The sequence below is a fragment of the Mesorhizobium sp. WSM4819 genome (assembly GCF_055811215.1).
Genome location: NZ_JBVVQO010000031.1, coordinates 53,068 through 74,948, shown reverse-complemented (window position 1 = coordinate 74,948; position 21,881 = coordinate 53,068). Strand labels below are relative to the sequence as shown.

The window sequence follows — 21,881 nt, the reverse complement described above, 5'->3', positions numbered from 1 at the left end:
ATGAATGACCGGGTCTCGCAGTTTCCAGTTGGAACTATCACTCGGCCGCCCAGGCCTCCCAGTCGGCTTCGTGGGCGGCGATCCAGGCGGCGGCGACGTCTTCCGGCGTCTTGCCTTCAAGATCGATCTGGCCGCTCATCTTGTTGAGCTCGTCGGTGTCGATCGTGTAGTTCTTCGCGACCTTGTAGGCGACCGGCCATTTGTCCTTCATGCCGGCCCAGGAATATTTCCAGATCTCGCCATGCGGCTTGCCGCAGTCATACTTTGCCTCGGGGTTCACACCCCATTTCGGATCGGTGTAGCATTCCGGCGTATAGTCGGGGAATTCGACCCATTCGCCCTTGTATTTGGCCGGTGCCCAATGCGGCGAATAGACCCACAGCATGATCGGCGCCTTGCGCTGATAGGCCGAATCCAGCTCGGCGAACATCGCCGCGTCGGTGCCGGCATGGATGACGGTGAAGGGCAGCTTCAGCGCCGCGGCACGCTCGTCGTCAAAACCTTCCCATGTCACCGGGCCGCCGAGATAGCGGCCGTTCGGCGCCGTTTCGGCGGTCGAGAAGGCCTCGGCGCATTTCGGGTCCTTCAGCGCCTCCCAGTTCGGCAGGCCCGGGCATTTTTCCTTCATGTATTCGGGATACCACCATTCCTCCTTGGCCTTGGGCCCGAGCGGGCCGAGGCGTTCGGTCTGCCCGGTTGCATCCGAGGCCTTCATGGCTTCGCCGGCCGTCGTGTCCCAGAATTCCATGGCGACAGCCAGATCGCCATTGGTAAGGCCGGTGGTCAGGCTGGAGAGATAATCGGCGGTCGGATACTCGACCGTGTATCCCAGCTTTTCAAGAATGCCGCCGAGGATCTTTGCGTTCAGATTGACGCTGGTCCAGTCGAACAGCGCGATCTTGATAGGGTCGTTCGATTCTGGCGCCGCCGCTTGGGCCGAAGGCGTCAGTGCACTTGCCGCGGCAAGTGTTAAGGCTCCCATTGACAATCTCGAAATCAAACTCCGAAGTGACATGCCTGTGCTCCTGTCAAGCTCTGGTGGAAGTTATCGTTCGTTCCCTTCTTGCGTCTTTTTGATTGTGTTGGAAAAGCTGGTCGTTGCGCAAGTCCATTGGCAGCAAATTGCTGTCGGCGCTGAAGTAGGCGCAGACGGGAATGATGCCCAATTCGATGAAGAGGTCGTGCGACCGCGTCATGGCTGCCGTGCTGCCGAAGCAGTGATCCGCGGATCGATCGCCGCTCTTGCGGCGCCCTCAAGCTTGCGAGCCATCAAGGTCCCATGCTGTCGGCTCTCGGCAGTCGCCGAAGCCATTTTCATGAGATGAAATTATATATACCAACATTCATGTCGCGCAACGACTAATGCGCCTCTTCCTTCTCCCCTTGTGGGAGAAGGTGGCCTCGCGAAGCGAGGTCGGATGAGACACATCGCCCGGCGCCGGGCGCCATCGTAGATGAAAGGTGCGTGGGCCGCTTTCTCTGGTATATCGGCTTTAAAAATCGAGCCCTTGGCCCAAGCCGCTATCCGATTGAAATGAAACAGAGTTTGAAGTTACTTTCATGGCAGGGGTGCTCCAGCTTGGCACTAACAGCACTCCGGCCAACACCCCTCATCCGTCTCGGCGCTGCGCGCCGATCCACCTTCTCCCCCAAGGGGAGAAGGCAAGAAGCGGTGGCGCCTCACGACATGATCAGGCCGCCATCGACATTGATCGTCTGGCCGGTGATGTAGGCGGCGTCGCTGCTGGCCAGGAAGCTGACCAGGCCGGAAACATCCTCGCCGCTGCCGGCGCGGCCCATCGGGATGTTCTTCACCCATTCGGCCATCAGCTCGCCGGGCTTGTAGTCGCCCATCAGTCTGCCCCATGCGGCGTCGTTGTAGGCCCACATGTCGGTATCGATGATGCCGGGGCAGATCGCGTTGACGGTGATCTTCTCCTTGGCCACTTCCTTGGCGAGGCTCTGGGTGATGCCGACGACGCCGAATTTCGAGGCGGCATAGTGCGGTGTGTAGATGAAGCCCTGGCGCGCCTGGCCGGATGCGGTGTTGATCAGCCGGCCGCCGTCGCCATGCTTGCGGATGCGCGCGATCGCCTCCTGGCAGCACAGGAACACGCCCTTGGTGTTGACCGCCATCACCTTGTCCCATTCGGCCTCGGTCATCGCCTCGATCCTGGCGATGGTGATGACGCCGGCATTCTGCACGGAGATGTCGACGCGGCCGAACTGCTGTTCGGCCAGATCGTAGAGGGCGGCGACCTCGTCCTTCCTGGTCACGTCCATGCGCAGCGATGCGACCTTGGCGCCCTCCGCCTTCAGTCCGGCGGCGATCTCGTCGACGCGCGGGTCGATGGCGCTGACGACCACAGCAGCACCCTCAGCCGCGAAGCGCCTGGCCATGGCCGCGCCAATGCCGCCGCTGGCGCCCGTGATGACCGCCGTCTTTCCCTCGAACCGTTTCTGCATGTTCTCTCCTACCAGCAGACGAAGCCGCCATCGACGATCAGGTCGATGCCGGTGACGAAACTCGAGGCGCGGCTGGCCAGGAACACGGTCGGGCCGACCATCTCTTCCGGCGCCGCCATCCGCCCCATCGGCGTGTCGCGCTCGAAGATCGTGACCTGGTCGGCGACCTCCGGCCGCTTGTTCATCGGCGTCAGCGTGTAGCCGGGGCTGACGACGTTGACGCGCAGGCCGCGATCGGCCCATTCCATGGCGAGACTCCTCGACATGTGGATGACGGCGGCCTTCGACGAATTATAGTGCGCCTGGGTCAGGCCGCGGTTGACGATCGAGCCCGACATCGAGGCGATGTTGATGATCGAGCCCTTGCGCCGCGTCAGCATTACGCGCGCTTCGGCCTGGCAGGACAGGAACACGCCGCTGACATTGACGTCGTAGAGCTTCTGCCATGTCTCCAGCGACAGCGTCTCGGCCGGCTCGGCCCCGGCGACGCCGGCATTGTTGACGGCGATGGTCAGCGCGCCGAGTTCCTTCTCCGTGCGTTCGGTCGCCGCTGCCAAATCGGCCTCTGAGGCCACTGTGCCGGTCAGCACCAATGCCTTGCGGCCGAGCCCCGAGATCCTGTGCGCGGTCTCGTCCAGCCCGCCCTTCGAGGCATGGCCGAAACAGGCGATATCGGCGCCGGCCTCGGCCAGGCCGATGGCGATTGCTTGGCCGATGCCGCTGCCGGCGCCGGTGACGAGGGCAACGTCGCCATGAAGATCGAATAATTTCATCGAAATGTTTTCCTGTTGAGCCGCCGGTGCTGCCCTGGGAAGGAAGGGGCGCCAGTCCTGACTGGCGCCCCGCGCGGTCCGGTGCCTGGGAGGATACCACCTGCTGCGCTCTATTCCGATCCTTTATGCCGCCCTCAGCTTGTGGCGAGCTCCATGACGGCGACGTTGCTCGCTTCGCTGCGGTCGAGAATGCCACGCTGGCGGCCACGGCTCAGCACCAGCACGCGATGCGACAGGCCGAGCACTTCCTCGAGGTCGGAGCTCACCACCACCACCGCCATGCCGGAGCGGGCGAGTTCGGCGATGACATCGTAGATCGCGGCGCGAGCACCGACGTCGATGCCGCGTGTCGGCTCGTCCAGGATGAACACCTTGGGCGGCCGTGAAATCCATTTGGCGATGATCACCTTCTGCTGATTGCCGCCGGAAAGCTTGCTGATCGCCTGGTTAGGCCGGCCCTTGACGCCGAGCCGGCCAATGCCGGCCTCGGCGAATTTCTGCACCGCCTTGGGAAACACCCAGCCATTCGGCGCGACATGGTCGAAATTGCCGATCGCCAGATTCTCGCCGATGGTCTGGTCGAGCACCACGCCTTGCGCCTTGCGGTCTTCCGGCACCAGCACGACGCCGGCCTTGATCGCCGCCGCCGGGCCAGTGAGGTGCACCGGTTTGCCGGCAACGCGCACCGAACCCGATGAAATCGGATCGGCGCCGGCAATCGCGCGCACCAGTTCGGTGCGGCCGGCGCCGATCAGCCCGGCGATGCCAAGGATCTCGCCGGCCCTTACCGAGAAGCTGACATTCTGAAAGCTGCGTTCCGGCGAGGACAGGTTGTCGACCTCGAGCAACGCCTCGCTGCCCGGCTCCGACAGCGGCGGGAACATCCGCTCGACGCTGCGGCCGACCATCTGCTCGACTATCGCGCGCACCGGAACGTCGGCGCGCTCGTGGCGGGCGACAATGCGCCCGTCGCGCATGACCACGACGCGGTCGGCTATCTCAGCAACCTCGTCCAGCCGGTGGCTGATATAGATGAAGGACATGCCTTCCGCCTTGAGCTTGCGGATCTGCTTGAACAACAGCTCCGTTTCCTCGCTGCCAAGTGCCGCTGTCGGTTCGTCGAAGATCAGAAGCTCGGCATTGAGCGTCAGCGCCTTGGCGATCTCGACCTGTTGCTGGGCGGCGATGCGCAGCGTGCCCACCTTGCGTTCCGGCGAGACATCGAGGCCGAGCCGCTTCAGTTGGGCCGATGCCCGCGCATTCATGGCCGCGCGATCGATGCGGCCGCCGCGCATCAGCAGGCGCCCGACATAGACGTTCTCGGCGACCGACAGGTCCGGCAGCAGCTTCAGTTCCTGGTGGATCATGCCGACGCCGGCGTCGATGGCCGCGGCGGGAGAAGCGGGGGAATACGGCTTCCCCCGCCATGTGATGCTGCCGGCATCGGGTTTGGTCGACCCGGCGATGATGTTCGAAACGGTGGACTTGCCGGCGCCATTTTCTCCAAGCAGCGCCACGACCTCTCCCGGCCGCACCTCGAAGCTCGCATCGGCCAGGACCTGCACCGGCCCGTAGCTCTTGCAGAGGCCGCTGACGAAGAGCCCCAGATGCGGGGTCTGCGTATGGCTGGGATCCAGGGACATCGTTCCGCTCATCAACTGCCGGACTCTTTGGGATCAGGGATGCCTGATATTAAGGATGCTTGGCGATGAACTGGTCGACATTGTCCTTGGTGGTCAGCGTCGCATCCTGCAGCTGTTCTGCGGGAACGGTTTCGCCGGCCACCAGCTTGATCGCCGCATCGACGGCAAGCCGGCCCATGCCTTGCGTCTGCTGTGTCGCAGTCACGTCGAAGACGCCGCCTTTCAGTGCCTTGAGCGCCGCCACGTCGCCGTCAAAACCGGCGATCCAGACCTTGTGGCCGGGATTGGCGACCTTGACCGCCTGCGCCGCACCGAGCGCCAGCGCATCTGCCTGGCCGATGACGATCGACACGTCGGGATGCGACTGCAGCAGGTCCTGCGTCAGCTTGAAGCCCTCGTCCTGGTGCCAGCCTTCGCTCCACAGCTCGCCGACCACCTTGATGTCGGGATAGGCGCTCAACGCTTCGCCGCAGCCCTTCGACCGGTCGACCTCGGGCGTCGTGCCTTTCTGGCCATGGATGATGATCAGCTCGCCCTTGCCACCGGCCTGCTTGGCGATGTAGTCGCACACCGCCTTGGCCGATGCGACGCTGTTGGTGGCGATGAAGGTGTCGCCGGGGGCGCCCTCGGCGTTGCGGTCGACATTGATGACCGGGATGCCGGCAGCCTTGGCCGTCTTGGTCGGCACGGTGGCGGCGGTGGCGCCGGCCGGGATATAGATCAGCGCATCGATGTTTTGCGTGATCAGGTCCTGCACCTGGCTGACCTGGGTCGCCGAATCGCCCTTGGCGTCGACGGTGACGATCTCGATGCCCTTTTCCTTGCCATAGGCCTCGACGGACTGCTTGATCTGGTTGAAGAAATCGGCCTGCAGGTTGGCGACGGCAAGGCCAAGCTTCTTGGCTTCCTTGGCCGAGGCCATATCGGACAGTCCGAGCAGCGGAATGACGGCTGCTGCAGCAAGCAGCAATGAACGTTTGGTCAGCATGTGTTTCCTCCGTTGATGTTCAATCTGTCCCGCCGGCGCATCACGGCGCCCCTTGGCCGAACAACTCCCAATTTCGGATCACCGATCCGTTTTCGCCCGGACATCCGGGTGAATCTCCTTGCGCCCACTCTTCATTGGGCTCTGCGCCGCCATGTATCCGTGGCCACCGCCAGCGCGATCACGACGCCGATCACCACCTGCTGGATGAAGGGCGACACGCCGAGCAGGTTCAGCCCGTTGCGCAACACGCCGATGATGAGCACGCCGATGGCGGTGCCGCCGATCGAGCCGACGCCGCCCGACAGGCTGGCGCCGCCGATCACCACCGCCGCTATCGTGTCCAGTTCGTAGCCGAAGCCGGAACTCGGCTGGACGGAATCAAGCCGTGCCGCAAGCACGATGCCGGCGAGCCCGGCCAGAACGCCGCAGACGGCATAGACCCAGTTGGTCAGCGACTTGACCGGTATGCCGGACAGCCTGGCGACCTCGGCGCTGCCGCCGATCGCGTAGAGGCTGCGACCGGTCGCGCGATAGTTGAGGAAGATCGCGAAGATGATGGCCAGCACGATCATCAGGCCGACGGTGACCGACAGGAAGCCGAAATGGCGGATGATCGACAGGCTGGTGAACCAGTCGGGGAAGCCGATGATCTGCGAGCCGTCGGTGATCATGTTGGCAAGACCGCGCGCCACCGACATCATCGCCAGCGTGGCGATGAAGGGTGGCAGCTTGGTGACGGTCACGAGCAGGCCTGAAACCAGCCCGCAAAGCCCAGCAACGACAAGCGCTGTGACGATGCCGGCAGGCATGCCGAGATTGAGGTGGTCGGGATGGGCGACGAAGCCCATCACCATGGCGGCGAGCGCCAGCACGGAACCGACGGACAGGTCGATGCCACCGATCAGGATGACCAGCGTCATGCCGATAGCCATGATGCCGAGCACCGTGACCTGGTCGAGCACGTTGAGGATGTTGCGGACAGTCAGAAACGTGTCGGTGGTCAGCGACAGCGCAAGGCACAGCAGCACCAGCCCGATTAGCGGTCCCATGGTTCCGGCGAACAGCGCCGAAAGCTTCGCGCCCGCCGCGGCCTGTGCATTTGGGCCGGCCTTCAACTCGCTTGCACCGTTGCTCACAGCCATTTTGTCTCCTCCATCAGCGCTCCGGCGATGCGTCGTCGGCTCACTCTTGTTCACCAGGCACCTCCCTGTGAACAATTTATCTTTGATATGCAATTTTGTTCAGCTAAACTGTTCGTCGGAAAATTGTCAAGGCCCGCCGCATCATTCCACGCCGGTTTGCGCCGCCAGCCGGTTTGCCTTACGAAAGGGCATGGAATGCCGCGTTTCAGGTCCGCTCTCATCCTGCGGAATCATGTCGGCTGCTTGAGCAGGGCAGGACGGCCAAGACGAAGTAAATGTTGACCATTTTGGCTTTCACTCACGTTGTAGAGGTATCCTGTCGATGTCCTGAATCTCGAATCCCGGGCACGCAGAATAATTTCGCGTCGCTTGGTCGGATAACGCCATTTGAATGGCATTTAAGGATTCGGACGACCGCGGGAGGGCAAAAAGATGGCGATGACAGACAATGAGAAGGCCTCGCGCTTCCCGGATGCCGAACTGAAGGCCCGTGCCGCGTGGCACTATTATGTCGAGGGCCTGACGCAGGAGAGGATTTCGGAGATCCTCGGCATCGGCCGCATCAAGGTGCATCGCATCCTGTCGGCCGCGCGTGAGGAGGGCGTCGTCCAGTTCCGCATCCGTGACAGCGTCGTCGAATGCCTGGTGCTGGAGGAGGCTCTAAAACAGCGTTTTGGGCTCAGCCAGGCGGTTGTGGTGCCGTCGGCCGCCGACCGAAGCAACGCGCCGCTGATGATCGGCCATGCCGCGGGCGCCTATCTGGCTGACAATGTGAATGCCGGCGATGTTATCGCGCTGGGCTGGGGGCGCACGCTGAAGTTCGCCATCAATGAATTGCCGCGGCGGCCGATCGCCAGGACGACGGTGGTTTCCATGCTGGGCGGCCTCACCCATGCCCAGCCGCTCAACCCGACCGAAAGCGCCTGGGAATTCGCCGAAAAGATCGGCGCCGAGTGCTTTCTGCTGCCGGTGCCGGTCTATGCCGACAGGCCGGAGCAGCGCGAAGCCTTCATGAGCCAGCGCAGCGTTCAGGACGTCGTCTTCCGCGCGCGCCGGGCAAACATCGCCGTGCTGAGCGTCGGATCGTTTTCCACTGACAGCCCGATCGCCAATTACGGCTTCATCAAGCCCAGCGAACTCGAAGAGCTTCAGGCGGCCGGCGCAGTTGGCGATATTTTATGCCATTTCATCGACGCCGACGGCCGGCTCGTCGACCATGAGGTCAACCGCCGGGTCTGCGCTTATCCGCTGCAGGACCTGTCGGACATCCCGGCCATCATCCTGGTCTCGGGAGGGCAGGAAAAAATCGCCATCATGCGGGCGGCGCTTGCCAACACCAGGATATCGGTTCTGATCACCGACGAGGACGCCGCCAAGGGCCTGCTCAACCGCTAAACCTGCCCGACTTCACCGAGCCGCACATGGGTCTCGCGCGTCGCCTGATAGAGGTCGCGGTAGATTGCCTTGCGCGCACGGTAACCGGAAACCAGCCCGTCGACGGGGTCGACATGCCTGGTCGGCGGCGCGGCCATCGCCTCAGCCGCCGTTTCAGGCGAGGCAAACCATCCGATGGCGGAAGCCGCCAGCATGGCGGCGCCGAGCGCTGCGGCTTCGTTGACTGGCGAGACGGACAGCGGCCGCTCGAGCACGCTTGCCATGATCCGCATCAGCAGGGCGCAGTTGGTGCCGCCGCCGGCGGCGATCATCGCCGCCGGTTTGCCGCCGGCCAGCGTTTTCGCCGCCTGCGTTTGCGCCGCTTGGGTTTCCGCCGCCCGAGTTTCCGCTGCTTGAGTTTCCATTGCCTCGCTGGCGATGGCCTGCTCGAAGGCGATGCCTTCCAGAACCGCTCGAAAAAGGTGCTTCGGCTCATGGTCGAGCGACAGGCCGACAATGGCGCCGCGCGCCGCGCCGTCCCAATAGGGGCTCATGACACCGGCCCAATACGGCAAGACGAGCAGGCCCTCGCTGCCGGCGGCAACGTCGACCGCTGCCTTCTCCAGGGCCGCAGCCGACGGCGAGCCGGTGGTGCGAACGATCCAGTCGACCAGTTGCATGCCGGAGCGCAGCACGGTCTCCAGCATGAAGCCCGAGCCGGTCGGCGAGACCAGCGTTCGAAACGCGTCCGACGTCGTGATCCCATGGGAATAACAGCCGCTGACGATGCCCGAGCCGAGCGAAAGATAGTTTTTGCCTTCGCCATAGACGCCCATGCCGAGGCCCATCGCCTGGCCGTCGCCGGCGCCGGCGACAACAGCCGTGCCGGCCTTCAACCCGATCAGCCGGGCCACGCTTTCGCCAAGCCCGCCGCAGATCGCGCCGGGCGCGACCAGTCGCGGCAACTGGTCCGGCCGCAGCCCCGCGGCCTCGACGAGCTGAGGGTGCCAAGTGCCATTCTTGACGTCGAGCAGCCCGAGCGGATCCGCACTTGCCGTGCTGGTGACCAGACGTCCGGTCAGCCGGTGGACGAAGAAGCCATGCACGTCGACGAGTGCGGCTGCGTCATCAAGCGTTTGCGGCTGGTGCTCGGCAAGCCAGGCGATCGCATAGAGCGCGGGCGTCGGGTCCGGCGGTTTGCCGCTCCAGTCGCGGATCGTCTCGCGGCCGAGCTCCGCCGAAAGCCTGATGACTTGCGGGCGCGCCCGCTCGTCCAGCCACAGGATCGCCGGAATAAGCGGCTTGCCGGCATGATCGATCAGCGTGAATGTTTCGCGCTGGTGGGCGATGGCGATCGCCGCCACCCGGGCAGCGCCAACCGCCTCAGCGACCTGCTTCAAGGCGCCGAGCAGCGCCGTCCACCAATGTTCGGCATCTTGCTCGAAATGGCCGGGCCTGGGATTTGAAAGCGGATAGGCTTCGCGCGCCTGGAACAGCTCCTTGCCGTCGCGCGTGAAGGCAATCGCTTTCACGGCCGTGGTCGAGGCGTCGATCCCGATTACGACATCGTCCATCAGGCGGGAATCCAGCGGATCAGGCGGCGTTCGTAACGAACCGTCCGTCCGACTGGTCGAGACGACGGCGGATCTGGGTTATCACCATCGAATCGTCGGGTACACAATTTTCATAGGTGAGGAAATCGCCTGTCTTGACCGGCTTGACCACCTTGGCGCGTTCGGCGAGGCCGAGCGGCAGGGCGCCGCGGGCGCGCGCGTCCTCCCAGGTCATGGCGAAGCCGCGATAGTCGTTCTCGCCGATCATGCCGAGCGACTGGCCAGGGGCAAGCTCGCTCTTGGCAACCGCCACCGCCTCGGCGACCGGATGGTCGAGCGGCTCCATGTCGGCGCGCTTGTAGACCACGGCGCGCGCCGCCGACAGCGGCACTTCCAGGCTGGTCAGATGATAGGGGCGGAAGATCGTGAAATACGGGCCCTTGCCGACCTTGAGGTCGATCATGCGCTCCAGCACGCGCGGATGCCTGGTCTCGATGATGCAGAACACGCCGGGCGCCACGCCCTTGCCGATCGAATAGTCGACGACGCCCTTGCGGTGCAGCACGCCGCCATCCTCGCGCGGGCAAAGCACGCCGGCGAGTTCCTCCAGCGTCGCGGTCGGGCCGTGCATGCCCGGCACGTCGGGCACCAGGCCGGTGGCGTTGGCGATCGCCACCATCTCGATCGCCGTCTTCGAGCCGTCGACGAACTCGACCAGCATGCGCGCATTCATGTTGCGCTCGGCCGCCTCCTTCTCGTAGTCGGCCGGCATGGCATCGATCTTCAGCGGATTGTTCTTGCCCTTGCCGGCGGCGATGATGTTGAAGCCGAGGCTCCTGGCAAAGCCGATGATCTCCAGCGTGCAGGCCGGCTCGTCGCCGGCCGCACCGGTATAGACGACGCCGGCCTTGCGCGCCTCCTCCTTGAGGAAGCGGCCGATGGTGATGTCGGCCTCGACGTTGAGCATGACGATATGCTTGCCGTTCTTCATCACTTCAAGCGCGAACAGCGTGCCGATGTTGGGATTTCCTGTCGCGTCGATGATGACGTCGATGCGGCCGGCCGCAGCCAACGCATGCAAATCTTCGGTCACCGCGATCTTGCCGGCCTCGATGGCGCGGTCGATCGCCGCCGCATTGCCGGCCTGCACGATATCCGAGCGGTCGTGGCCGGCGAGCAGCGCCGCATCGATCGCCGCCTGCGGCCTGACCTCGGAAATGGCGCCGATCCGCATGCCCGGCATCAGCGCGACCTGGACGACGATGTCGGTGCCCATCTGCCCGGCGCCGGCAAGCCCGATGGTGATCGGTCCCTGCTGTTCAGCGCGCTGCAAAAGTTCCGCTGCAAATTGCGGATGGGCCATGTCGCTTCCTCCAGTTCCTGACGCGCCGCAGCGTCGAAGCCATCATTTTGAACATTCCTATTTCCAAATGAAAAATATTTCAACCGGCAATTCGGCAGCCGTCCCCGCAAACATTCTGTGATTTAATTTGTGTAAGCCTTGGCTTGCGGCTTGGCAGCGCGGCGCAGAAGGCGGTGATCTCTTGGGATGCAGGCGGCGACGACCGTGACATCTCTGCTCGCAAGCAAGCGGGTGCGACGAAAAAACTGTTTCACGACCGCTCAGCTGCCGCTGCGCCTATCGCCGCGACGGAGTCGCGCGCTGGCCGGCATGCTCAGTCGGCACATGCCAGCATAACAGTCAGCTGCCGACCTCGAAGAAGGGCGCGCCAAGCAGGTCGGGAACAACGTCGATGCCGAGGCCAGGCCCGTCCGGGATGCCCATGCGGCTTCCCGAAACCGGCGGCTTGTTCGATGCGGTGCGCACCGTCACCCATTCGTGGAAGGCAATGGCGTGCAGCCGGCGCTCCTCCGGCGTCGACAGCGACAGATGCGCCATGGCTGATGTGTCGATCTCGGCGCCGCCGGTGTCCTCGACGGTGATCATGAAGCCCAGGTCGACGGCAAGGTCGCGGATCTGGCGCGTCCTGGTCACGCCGCCGAGCCGCGAGATTTTCAGCGTCAGCCCGTCAGCCGCCCCCTTGCGGTGGATGTCGAGCATGTCGTCCAGCGAGGTGACGGATTCATCGAGCACCATCGGCTTGTCGAGCGAGCGGCGCACCGACATGCATTCGTCGATCGTGGTGCAGGGCTGCTCGAACGTGTAGTCGATGGCGCGCGTCGCGTCGGCGAACTGGCGCGCCTGATAGGGCGTCCAGCCGGCATTGGCGTCGCAGAAGATGACGGTGCCCCTCGGCACTGAAGCGGCGACCGCGGTGACGCGCTCGATGTCGTCATGGACGTTGCCGCCGACCTTGACCTGCAGCCGGTGAAACCCGTCCTTGACGATGCGCTTGGCCAGTGCGGCCATCGCGTCGACGGTGCCATGGGTGACGACCTTGTAGAGTTCCGCCGTCTCGCTCTCGCGCCCGCCGAGCAGCGTCACCAGCGGCACCTCGGCGGCGCGTGACGCGAGATCCGAGCAGGCCATGTCGAGCGCCGACTTGATGTAGGGGTGGCCCTTGAACACAGTGTCCATCAGCCTGCCGATACTGACCAAGGCGCGAGGATCGTGGCCGAGCAGATGCGGCGCAATTTCGATGACGCCGGCGCGAGTGCCGGCCGAGAATGCCGGCGAGTAGAAATTGCCGAGCGGCGCCATCTCGCCCCAGCCGGTCAGCCCGCTGTCGGAGGTGATTGCGACGATCACCGCATCGAACGCGGCGGCGACACGCCCCTTGGACATGCGGTAGGGCCCGTCCACAAAGGGCTGCACGACATGGTAGGCCTTGATGGTTTTGATCCGCAATTTTTCTGTCCGTCGCTGTGACGCCCTGACGAAGCCGCCAACCTGCATCGTCCGCTGGGCTCAACTGCCGTCAGGCCGGTTGCGCGTCAGGCTGGCGCGATCGGCCTTGACGCCTCTGAAGCACACTGTTCGAGGCAGCGCGCATAGGCAAGCAGTTCTTCGAAGCTGTGCCGATGTCGCCGGCCTTGTCGAACTGCTCAGCAAAACGGCGCCCTCGGCATAGCCGGGGGCGCCGCTGGACCGGGCCTGATGGGGGGGTATCAGTTGGCAGGTTTCTGTGGCAGCGGCGAGACAGGCATTCCCGGGCCGATCTTCTGCAGATTGCCTGTTATCACCTGGTCGCCTTCCGCTACGCCGCTCGAGATCGCCACCAGGTCGCCGTTGGTCGGCCCCAGCGAAACAATGCGCTGGTCGACAGTATTGCCCTTGCCGACGACGTAGAGATACTTGCCGAGCTGGCTCGATCCCAATGCCGTCTGCGGCACCATCAGTGCATCTGGCTGCTGCTTGATATGCAGCCTGACACGAACATATTGGCCCGGCAGCAGCGTGAACTTGGCATTGCCGATCGTCGCGCGTGCGGTGATGGTGCCGGTCGATCGATCGACCGTGTTGTCGATGAAGGTGAGCTGACCTCTCTGGCGCGGTTCCGTATCGCCGGGAAGCAGGACGTCGACATCGATGGGTCCCGTCGCGCGGGCTTCCTCGATCTGTGCCAGATCCGTTTCGCTCGGATTGAAGGTGACATAGATCGGGTCGAGCTGCACCAGCGTGTTGAGCACTGTGCCGGCGACGCTGACCAGCGTTCCGACCGAGGCCTGGTTGCGGCCGACGCGCCCGGCGAACGGCGCCTTGATTTCCGAATAGCTCAGATTGAGCTCGGCGGTCCGCACAGCCGCCTGGTTGACGGCGAGTGATGCCTGGGCCTCGCGCAAGCTGCTGGTGCGCTGGTCGAACGCATCCTTGGCGATGTATCCGCTCTTGGCCAGTTCGGTGCCGCGACCAAGGTTGGATCGTGCATAGTCGAGCGTTGCCTCGTCGCGCTGGACCTGAGCCTTCGCCTGTTCAAGGGCAGCCTGGAAATCCTCTGGAGCGATCTTGTAGAGAAGGTCGCCCTTCTTGACATCGTCGCCGTCTGGCGCGACCTGCTCCTGCAGATACCCCGGCACGCGCGCCTGCAGCGTGATGCTGCGGATCGGCTCGGTGCGAGCGGCATAGTCGAGATAGATCGGGATCGTCTTCTTGACGACGCTCACCACTGGCACCGGCATGACAAAAGCCGCGGGCTCGGGCGCCGCGGGCTCAGGCGTTGCCGCCCCTGCCGTGCCGGCGTTGAGGCCGAAATTACCCATGTCGAGCAAGTGGACGCTGGCCATCGAGACCGCCCCCACGGCAACAGCCGCTCCCAACGCAATTTTCCATTTACGCATGATCATTCTCCAATTCTATTCGGCCGCTTCGGCCAATCGCTCGAAAGCGGGTTCGGCAGTTGGTTCAGTCGGTTCGGCGACAGGCTCGCTCTTGCTGCCGCGCTCGCGCAGCTGCTCGATCACCGCGTAGAAGACCGGCACGAACACCAGCGACAGGATCGTCGCTGCGACCATGCCGCCAAAGACGGTGGTGCCGATCGACTGGCGGCTGGCTGCACCGGCACCTGTCGAGAACATCAGCGGCAGCACACCGAGGATGAACGCGAAGGCGGTCATCAGGATGGGCCGCAGCCGCAGGCGCGCCGCTTCCATTGCGGCGTCGACGATGCTGAGACCTTCCTCGCGCCGGCGCCGGGCAAACTCCACGATCAGAATGGCGTTCTTCGCCGCCAGCCCGATCAGCATGACGAAACCGATCTGCGAATAGACGTCGATCTGCATGCCGCGCATAAGCAAGGCGACAAAGGCGCCGAACAGGGCAAGCGGCACCGCGAGCAGGACCATGAAGGGCATGGCCCAGCTCTCATATTGGGCGGCAAGGATCAGGAAGACGAAGACCATGGCGAGACCAAAGACGATCGAGGCGATCGATCCGGCCTTGAGCTCCTGATAGGTGATGCCCGTCCATTCATAGCCGAAATCCTTCGGCAGCGCCGTGGCGGCGGCACGCTCCATCGCAGCGACCGCCTGGCCCGAGGAGAAGCCGGGTGCGGCACCGCCATTGATCAGGGCCGACGCATTGTTGTTGTAGTGCGGGACGGTTTCCGGGCCGACGATAGGCACCAGCTTGCCGAGCGTGCTCAACGGCACCATGCCGCCGGAGGCATTGCGGACATAGAGCCGCGAAATGTCGGCCGCACCCGCACGCGCATCCTTGTCGGCCTGGATCGTCACCCGGAAGGTGCGGCCGAACAGGTTGAAGTCGTTCACATAGAGCGAGCCGAGATAGATCTGCAGTGTGTTGAACACGTCGGGCAGGCTGAGGCCGAGCAGCTTCGCCTTGTTGCGATCGAGGTCGTAGTTGAACTGCGGCGTCGAGGTCGAGAACGACGAGAACAATTGCTGCGGGTTGAGTTCGGGCTGCTTGCGCGCTTCGGCCAGCACGGCCTGCGTCGCGTCGTTGAGCGCAGCGCTGCCGCGACCGGTCAGGTCCTCCACCTGGAATTCAAAGCCGCCGGTCGTGCCGATGCCCGGAATCGAAGGCGGGTCGAAGCTCAGCGCGAACGCTTCAGGAAGTTCCATGAGCTTCGAGCGCACGTCGGCGACGAGCTTCGAGGCGCTCTGGTCAGGGCCGCGTTGGTCCCATGGCTTCAGGATGGCGAATTCCACCGCCGAGTTCGACTGGGCGGCACTGGTGAGGAAGTTCAAGCCGCTGATCGAGCCGACGATATCGACACCAGGCGTATTCTGCAGGATGTCGCGCGCTTTGCGGGCCACCGCGTCGGTGCGCTCCAGGGACGCGCCGTCCGGCAACTGGATGACCACGAAGAAATAGCCCTGGTCCTCGACCGGAAGGAAGGTCGAGGGCAGGCGCTGCCAGACGAAATAGGTCGCGACAAGCCCAGCCGCGAATATGCCGAGCATGATCCAGCGCAGGCGGATGAGGAAGCGCACACCATTGGCATAGGCATGCGACAGCCGATCGAAGCCCGTGTTGAACCAGCGGAACAGCACGAATTGCGTTGCCGGGCGGTGGCGCAGGAAAGCGGCGCTGAGCGCCGGGGTGAGCGTCAACGAGACGAAGGCGGAGATGCCGAAGGAGATCGCCACCGTCAGGGCAAACTGGTTGTAGAGCCGGCCGGAAACGCCGGGTATGAAGGCGACAGGCACGAACACGGCCATCAGCACGGCGGTTGTGGCGATGATCGGGCCGGTCACCTCGGCCATCGCCGCGCGCGTCGCAGCCAGCGGTTTGAGGCCGGCCTCCAACTGGCGTTCGACATTCTCGACGACGACGATCGCGTCATCGACGACGAGGCCGATCGCCAGCACCATGCCGAGCAGGCTGAGCATGTTCAGCGAGAAGCCGAACATGTACATGACGACGAGCGTGGCGACCAGCGACACGGGAATCGCGATCGTCGGGATGATCGTGGTGCGCCAGCTCTGCAGGAAGATGAACACCACCGCGACAACCAGGACCAGCGCCTCGCCGAGCGTGACCAGCACGTCGTGCATCGAGGCCGAAACGAAACGTGTCGTATCGTAATGCATGGCGTAGCTGACGCCCTTCGGGAAGCGGGCCGACAGTTCCTGCATCTTGTCTTTGACGCGCTGCTGCAGATCGAGGGCGTTCGAGCCCGGCATCTGGTAGACCGCGAGCACCACGGTCGGGTCCTCGCCGAAGAACGCCGACGACGAATATTGCAGGGCGCCGAGTTCGATGCGCGCGACGTCGCGCAACCGCACCAGTGAACCGTTCGCGGCATCGGCGCGCACGATGATATCGCCGAATTCCTTGGGGTCGCTGAGTCGGCCGACGGCATTGACCTGCATTTCGAAAGCGGTGCCGGCCGGCGCCGGCGACTGCCCGATCTTGCCGGCCGCAACCTGGACATTCTGCTCGGCGATGGCGTTTTGGACATCGACGGCGGTGATGCCGAGATTGGCGAGCTTGTCGGGATCGAGCCATACGCGCATCGAATAGCGCCGCTCGCCGAAGATCTGCACGTCGCCGACGCCGGGCAGGCGCTTCAGCGGGTCGACCACTTGCAGGTAGGCGAGGTTGCTGAGCGCGACCGGATCGACAGAGCCGTCGGGCGAGGTGAGGTTGACGATCAGGACGAAGTTCGGATTCTGCTTCTTAATCGTCACGCCGCCCTGGTTGACGATGGCCGGCAGCGAGGACGCCGCCTGTGAGACGCGGTTCTGGACATCGACGGCGGCGGTGCTCAGTGGATAGCCGACCTCGAAGGTGACGGTGATCGTCGAGGAGCCGTCATTGGAGCTCGACGACGACATGTAGGTCATGCCTTGAACGCCGTTGATCTGCTGTTCGAGCGGCGTCGTGACGGTGTCGGCCACGACTTGCGCACTGGCGCCAGGATAGTTGGCGCTGACCACGACCTGAGGCGGCGTGATATCGGGAAACTGCGAGACAGGCAGCAGGAAATAGCAGATCGTCCCGGCGAGCACCATGATGGTGGCGATCGACGATGCGAAGATCGGACGGTGGATGAAGAAATTTACCATGACACGCACGCCTCGCCCGATGCTCTTGCCTGGCCAAAGGCCTTGGCCACCCTTGACAGCCGCCGGCTGCGGCTTTGCCCGGAATCTTCCAGGAAACGAGGCGGCGCCTTGCGGCTGCGGCCTTGCGCATCCGCAAGGGTGCGCAGCATCGTCTCGAAAGAGCGCGGGTCGACACGGTCGGCCTGCATCAGCATCCGGATCATCGGATCCGTCACAACTTCGTCGATCGTCAAATCTTTGCGCTGCGACATCGTAGCGGCTCCTGGCTTTGGGGATCTGTGGCGTACGCCGCCGCAGATCGGGTGGTCTTCCTTTTCGCGGCCAAAGTCGCCTGGGCGCAGTTTCATGCCTGGGCCGATTTGGCGGAGGCTGTTCACAGGCGCCTGCGAGATTGACACGAGGCAATGGGGGTGTTACCAGTAAGTAACATCTAGAAGTTACAGACCGGTAACACCCTAGTCAAGAGGTGTGCCGAGGGATTTTTCGGAAATCCCGGAAACCAAGGAGGTTTTGATGGAAGACGGCACTGCGGAACGCATCCGCCCCCGGGATCGCATCCTGGAGACGGCACGGGATATGTTCCACAAGCATGGCATCAAGGGCGTCGGCGTCGACGCGATCACTGAGGCCGCCGGTACCAACAAGATGACGCTCTACCGTCATTTCGAGTCCAAGGACGATCTGGTCATCGAGTGCCTGCGAGCGACCGCATGCAGCGCCAACGCGATGTGGCAAAAGTTCGAGGCGGAGCATCCGGGCGACAAGCTTGCGCAACTGCATGCCTGGGTTCGGATGGCAGCCGATTGCCTGATGATGGACGGCCGCGGTTGCGACATGGCCAACGCCGCCATCGAGTTGAGCGAGACCGACCATCCGGCCCGTCGGGTAATCAAGGAACTCAAGCAGGCTCAGCGCGACCGCCTCGTCGGCCTGTGTCGGGATGCCGGCATCGGCCAGGCAGAGCTTCTCGCCGATACATTGTCGCTGCTGCTTGAAGGCGCCCGTGTCAGCCTGCAAAGCGTCGGAGCCGAAGGCCCCAGCGCGCAGTTTGTCCGCATGGCGGAAGGCCTGATCACCTCGTTCAAGGCCAGATAGTCTCGCAAGCGGCGAAACGATCGGTGGCGTGTTCATTGCAAGCCGCGCCGCGAGTGCTCTTTTGCCTTGGCATGTGCTGTCATCTCACGTCTCCGTTGCCGGTCTGTCGCCGCGCTCTTGCGCGCGGCGGTCGCTGCTGGTTGTGAGCAGGCTAGGCCCGATAGCGAATTGGTGAGAGTGACAAGTGTGGCGGGATTCCAATGGGGCTGCGGCGCTGCCCGAACCAGCCATTGGCGATTGCCGCCGCCTTGCCCGACACCCAAGAACAAAAAAAGCCCGCTGCCGGGAGGAGGTGGCAGCGGGCTCGATTTCGAATACGACGCGGGAGGAGGTGCGCCGCACTCAGCGTCGGCATCGCATCTGGGAGGAGTAGATGGCCGACACCTGCGAAACTAGCGGTTGCCCAATGATTCGGCAATAGCAAAAGATGCATAGCAGATGTGCAGATTCGCGCTATCAAGCGAATATTAACCATCGCCGCGACCAACCGTGGCGCTTGCGTGGCATCACTGGACCGGAACGTTCTCCTTGAAGATCAGGCGCGGTTCGATGAATTTCCGCGTCAGATAGGGCGCCGAGGAAGCGATCGAGCCGAGCAGGCGAATCACCGATTGCTCGGCGATCAGCCGTGCATTCTGGTCGATGACGACATCGAGCAGATCGTCGACGAGATAGCCGCGTGTCGCTCTTGTCAGGTCGTGACAGATGAACACCGGCTTCCTTTGCGGTTTGGCTTCCAGCAGCGCTTTCGCCACGCCCGAGCGTCCGGCGCCGACGCAATAGATACCGAGCAGTTCCGGCTCGTTGTGCAGCGCCTTCATCGTCGCCGTGTAGCTGATATCAGGCTCGTCGTTGATCTCGACGGCGCTGGTCACGGTCAAATTGCGGAACTCCTCGCCGAGCACCGAGCGAAAGCCCATTTCGCGTTCCTCATGCCCGCGATAGGAGCGCGAGCCGACGATCATCGCCAGATGGCCCGTGCGACCGCCTAGGAAACGTCCCATCAAAAGGGCTGCGGTGCGCCCTGCGACACGGTTGTCGATGCCGACATAGGCCGATCGCGGCGCGCCCGGAACGTCCGACACCAGCGTGACCAGGCGGATGCCGGCTTCGACGATCTCGCGCAGGATGTTGCGCGTTCTCGGGTGATCGATCGCAATGACACCGACGCCGTTCGCCTTGAGCGAGAGGTTTTCGACGGCCGCCTGCAACGCGTTCGGCGAGATGCCGGCGAGCTTGTGGATCCGACAGGAGGCGACAAGCGGCAGGCGTGCGGCATAGTCCTCGATATGATTTGCCAGATCCATCATGAAGGCGTTCGAGCCGATCGGCAGGAAGAACTCGAGATGCGCCGGCCGCGAGGGCAACGTGACCTGATCCACGACCGGCAAATAGCCAAGCTGCTTGGCCGCCTCCATCACCCGCTGCCGGTTGGCGGCGCTGGCGCCCGGCCGGTTGTTCAGCACCCGGTCGACCGTCGCGGTCGACAGCCCGCAGCTTCTGGCGATGTCCGCAACGGTGGCTTTCATAGTCGCAGTCATAGGAGCCGATGTGATCCTGTACCAGAGATACGGCCAACCCGGCTTCCAACTGGCCACTCAGCCCTGCGATTGCTTCCCCTGCACGATGGCGTCACGGATCTCCTTGTCGGACATGCCGGTGATGATCCGTTCGACTTCCGCGACGTTGGTGTTCTTCGGATCGATATCGTCGGCAACCACCTTGCCGCGGCGCATGACGACGATGCGGTCGACCACCTGGAAGACGTGGTGGATGTTGTGCGCGATGAAGATGCAGGAATGGCCCGAATCGCGGGCGCTGCGCACGAAGCTCAGCACACCTTGCGTCTCGGCAACGCCGAGATTGTTGGTCGGCTCGTCGAGGATTATGAGGTCGCTGTCGAAATGCATGGCGCGCGCGATCGCCACGGCCTGCCGCTCGCCGCCTGAGAGTGAGCCGATTGGTGTGGTCGGCGGGATGTTCTTCGAGATGCCGACCTGCTTGAGCAGATCGCGGGCGACCACGTTCATCGCCTCCTGGTCCATACGGTTGAGAAAACGCGGCGGTTTGATCGGTTCGCGCCCGAGGAACAGGTTGCGCGCGATCGACAATTGCGTGACCAGTGCGGAGTCCTGGTAGATCGTCTCGATGCCGTGCGCGATGGCGTCGCTGGTGCTGCGCAAGTCCACCTTCTTGCCGCGGATGAAGATGTCGCCGCTGGTCAGCGGGACCGCACCCGACAAGACCTTGATCAGCGTCGACTTGCCGGCGCCATTGTCGCCGAGCAGACCGACGATCTCCCTTTCGTTGACATGGAAATTGGCGTCCACCAGCGCTTGCACGCGCCCGTAGGACTTGCGGATGTTTTCCATGCGGACAAGCGGCTCAGTCATGGTTCAAGTCCCCGCCTGATGCCGGCGTTCCAGCCATGAATGGAGCGCCATCATGCCGAGGATGATCGCGCCGATGAAGATGTTGTAGGCAAGCCCAGGCACGCCGATCAGCACGATGCCGTTGCGCATCACGCGCAGGATCAGGATGCCGAGCACGGTACCGATGATGGTGCCGCGTCCGCCGGTCAGCGCCGTGCCGCCGATCACCACCATGGCGATGACTTCGAGCTCGTAGCCGGTGCCGCTGTTCGGGTTGGCCGCCGAAGTGCGCAGCGAACTGATGACGCCGGCAAGCGAAGCCATGATTGACGACAGGATGAACAGGCCGATCTTGACGCCGCTGACATTGACGCCGCGCGCCCTTGCCGCATTGGGGTTGCCGCCGGCCGCCTGGATCCAGTTGCCGGTCCGGCTCTGCGTCAGCACGTAGCCGAGTGCGATCGCGGCTGCGATGAACCAGAACAGCGACATGTAGATGCGGAACGGTCCGATGAAGAAATCGCCGACCAGCGCCTCGGCGAGCCAGCTGCCTTCGGCGCTCCAGGTGCGTTGCGGAAATCCGCTGGTGACGAACAGAGCGGTGCCGCGCACCACCAGCAGCATGCCGAGCGTCACCAGGAAGGACGGTATCTTGAGTTGCGTCACGAACCAGCCATTGACCAGCCCGATGAAGCCGGCAACCAGCAAGGCCACGACGAAGCCGGCCTCCAGCGAGGTGAGGCCGCTGTTGAAGAGCGTCCACATCAAGACGGGCGAGAAACCGAACAGCGATCCGACCGAGAGGTCGAATTCGCCTGAAGTCATCAACAGCGTCATCGCCAGCGCGATCAGGCCGAGCTCGACCGTGAAGGCCAGTATGTTGCTGATGTTCTGCGGCGACAGGAAGTCGTGGTTGAACCCCCAGAACACGACAAGCTCGACGACGAGCAGCACGAAGGGCCCGAATTCCGGCCTGGCGATCGAGCGTTGGATGATGGAACTGTTTTCCACGTTGGACCCGCGACATGGTTGGAACTGGCCAAG

The 21,881-nt window shown here is 63.6% G+C and carries 17 protein-coding genes; 2 read left to right on the top strand and 15 right to left on the bottom strand.

Annotated elements, in window-relative coordinates; translation table 11 throughout:
- Nucleotides 1-37: 37 nt before the first annotated feature.
- The 6 genes from AC0L18_RS24070 to AC0L18_RS24045 all read right to left on the bottom strand — a co-directional run bounded on the left by AC0L18_RS24070 (nucleotide 38) and on the right by AC0L18_RS24045 (nucleotide 7,012).
- The gene (locus AC0L18_RS24070; protein WP_473494456.1) at nucleotides 38-1,015 is read right to left on the bottom strand and encodes an ABC transporter substrate-binding protein; all 978 of its coding nucleotides are present in this window, start codon (nucleotides 1,013-1,015) and stop codon (nucleotides 38-40) included.
- 665 nt (nucleotides 1,016-1,680) lie between these two features.
- Entirely contained in the window at nucleotides 1,681-2,466 is a 786-nt protein-coding gene (locus AC0L18_RS24065) for an SDR family oxidoreductase (RefSeq protein ID WP_473494455.1), read from the bottom strand.
- 8 nt (nucleotides 2,467-2,474) lie between these two features.
- Nucleotides 2,475-3,239: an SDR family oxidoreductase gene (locus AC0L18_RS24060; protein ID WP_473494454.1), complete on the bottom strand. Its 765-nt coding sequence runs from the start codon at nucleotides 3,237-3,239 to the stop codon at nucleotides 2,475-2,477.
- A gap of 134 nt (nucleotides 3,240-3,373) precedes the next feature.
- Nucleotides 3,374-4,882 (bottom strand): sugar ABC transporter ATP-binding protein, encoded by a 1,509-nt coding sequence (locus tag AC0L18_RS24055; protein WP_287213756.1) that lies wholly within the window; start codon nucleotides 4,880-4,882, stop codon nucleotides 3,374-3,376.
- Between the two features lie 49 nt (nucleotides 4,883-4,931).
- Nucleotides 4,932-5,870, bottom strand: a complete 939-nt coding sequence (locus AC0L18_RS24050) for a substrate-binding domain-containing protein (protein WP_473494453.1) — start codon at nucleotides 5,868-5,870, stop codon at nucleotides 4,932-4,934.
- A gap of 131 nt (nucleotides 5,871-6,001) precedes the next feature.
- Complete coding sequence (locus AC0L18_RS24045; protein ID WP_236387908.1) at nucleotides 6,002-7,012, bottom strand: ABC transporter permease; 1,011 nt, start codon at nucleotides 7,010-7,012, stop codon at nucleotides 6,002-6,004.
- 432 nt (nucleotides 7,013-7,444) lie between these two features.
- Here AC0L18_RS24045 and AC0L18_RS24040 point away from each other — a divergent pair, with 432 nt between their 5' ends.
- Nucleotides 7,445-8,407: a sugar-binding transcriptional regulator gene (locus tag AC0L18_RS24040; protein WP_473494452.1), complete on the top strand. Its 963-nt coding sequence runs from the start codon at nucleotides 7,445-7,447 to the stop codon at nucleotides 8,405-8,407.
- On the opposite strand, the gene AC0L18_RS24035 is transcribed toward AC0L18_RS24040, so the two are convergent.
- From AC0L18_RS24035 to AC0L18_RS24010, 6 genes are all read right to left on the bottom strand, one after another.
- Nucleotides 8,404-9,960 carry a xylulokinase gene (locus AC0L18_RS24035; protein ID WP_473494451.1) on the bottom strand — a complete coding sequence of 519 codons (1,557 nt, stop codon included), beginning with the start codon at nucleotides 9,958-9,960 and terminating at the stop codon, nucleotides 8,404-8,406. The genes AC0L18_RS24040 and AC0L18_RS24035 overlap by 4 nt on opposite strands.
- A 19-nt stretch (nucleotides 9,961-9,979) precedes the next feature.
- The gene (locus tag AC0L18_RS24030) at nucleotides 9,980-11,302 is read right to left on the bottom strand and encodes an NAD(P)H-dependent oxidoreductase (protein ID WP_128167747.1); all 1,323 of its coding nucleotides are present in this window, start codon (nucleotides 11,300-11,302) and stop codon (nucleotides 9,980-9,982) included.
- Nucleotides 11,303-11,641: 339 nt separating this feature from the next.
- A complete protein-coding gene (locus AC0L18_RS24025; RefSeq protein ID WP_473494450.1) occupies nucleotides 11,642-12,748 on the bottom strand; it encodes a mandelate racemase/muconate lactonizing enzyme family protein in 1,107 nt (368 codons plus the stop codon).
- Nucleotides 12,749-13,008: 260 nt separating this feature from the next.
- Entirely contained in the window at nucleotides 13,009-14,178 is a 1,170-nt protein-coding gene (locus tag AC0L18_RS24020) for an efflux RND transporter periplasmic adaptor subunit (protein WP_473494449.1), read from the bottom strand.
- A gap of 15 nt (nucleotides 14,179-14,193) precedes the next feature.
- Nucleotides 14,194-17,370: an efflux RND transporter permease subunit gene (locus AC0L18_RS24015; protein ID WP_473494448.1), complete on the bottom strand. Its 3,177-nt coding sequence runs from the start codon at nucleotides 17,368-17,370 to the stop codon at nucleotides 14,194-14,196.
- On the bottom strand, nucleotides 17,364-17,621 hold the full coding sequence (locus AC0L18_RS24010; protein WP_473494447.1) for a hypothetical protein: 258 nt from the start codon (nucleotides 17,619-17,621) through the stop codon (nucleotides 17,364-17,366). Before AC0L18_RS24010 ends, AC0L18_RS24015 begins: the two co-directional genes overlap by 7 nt.
- Nucleotides 17,622-17,883: 262 nt before the next feature.
- On the opposite strand from AC0L18_RS24010, the gene AC0L18_RS24005 reads away from it, so the two are divergent.
- Nucleotides 17,884-18,465 (top strand): TetR/AcrR family transcriptional regulator, encoded by a 582-nt coding sequence (locus AC0L18_RS24005; protein WP_091596146.1) that lies wholly within the window; start codon nucleotides 17,884-17,886, stop codon nucleotides 18,463-18,465.
- Nucleotides 18,466-18,971: 506 nt separating this feature from the next.
- Here the strand turns inward: AC0L18_RS24005 and AC0L18_RS24000 are convergent.
- The 3 genes from AC0L18_RS24000 to AC0L18_RS23990 form a co-directional block, all read right to left on the bottom strand.
- Nucleotides 18,972-19,994 (bottom strand): LacI family DNA-binding transcriptional regulator, encoded by a 1,023-nt coding sequence (locus AC0L18_RS24000; RefSeq protein WP_473494446.1) that lies wholly within the window; start codon nucleotides 19,992-19,994, stop codon nucleotides 18,972-18,974.
- A gap of 69 nt (nucleotides 19,995-20,063) precedes the next feature.
- A complete protein-coding gene (locus AC0L18_RS23995) occupies nucleotides 20,064-20,858 on the bottom strand; it encodes an ATP-binding cassette domain-containing protein (protein WP_473494445.1) in 795 nt (264 codons plus the stop codon).
- Nucleotides 20,859-20,861: 3 nt separating this feature from the next.
- Entirely contained in the window at nucleotides 20,862-21,848 is a 987-nt protein-coding gene (locus tag AC0L18_RS23990; protein WP_473494444.1) for an ABC transporter permease, read from the bottom strand.
- Nucleotides 21,849-21,881 lie beyond the last annotated feature (33 nt).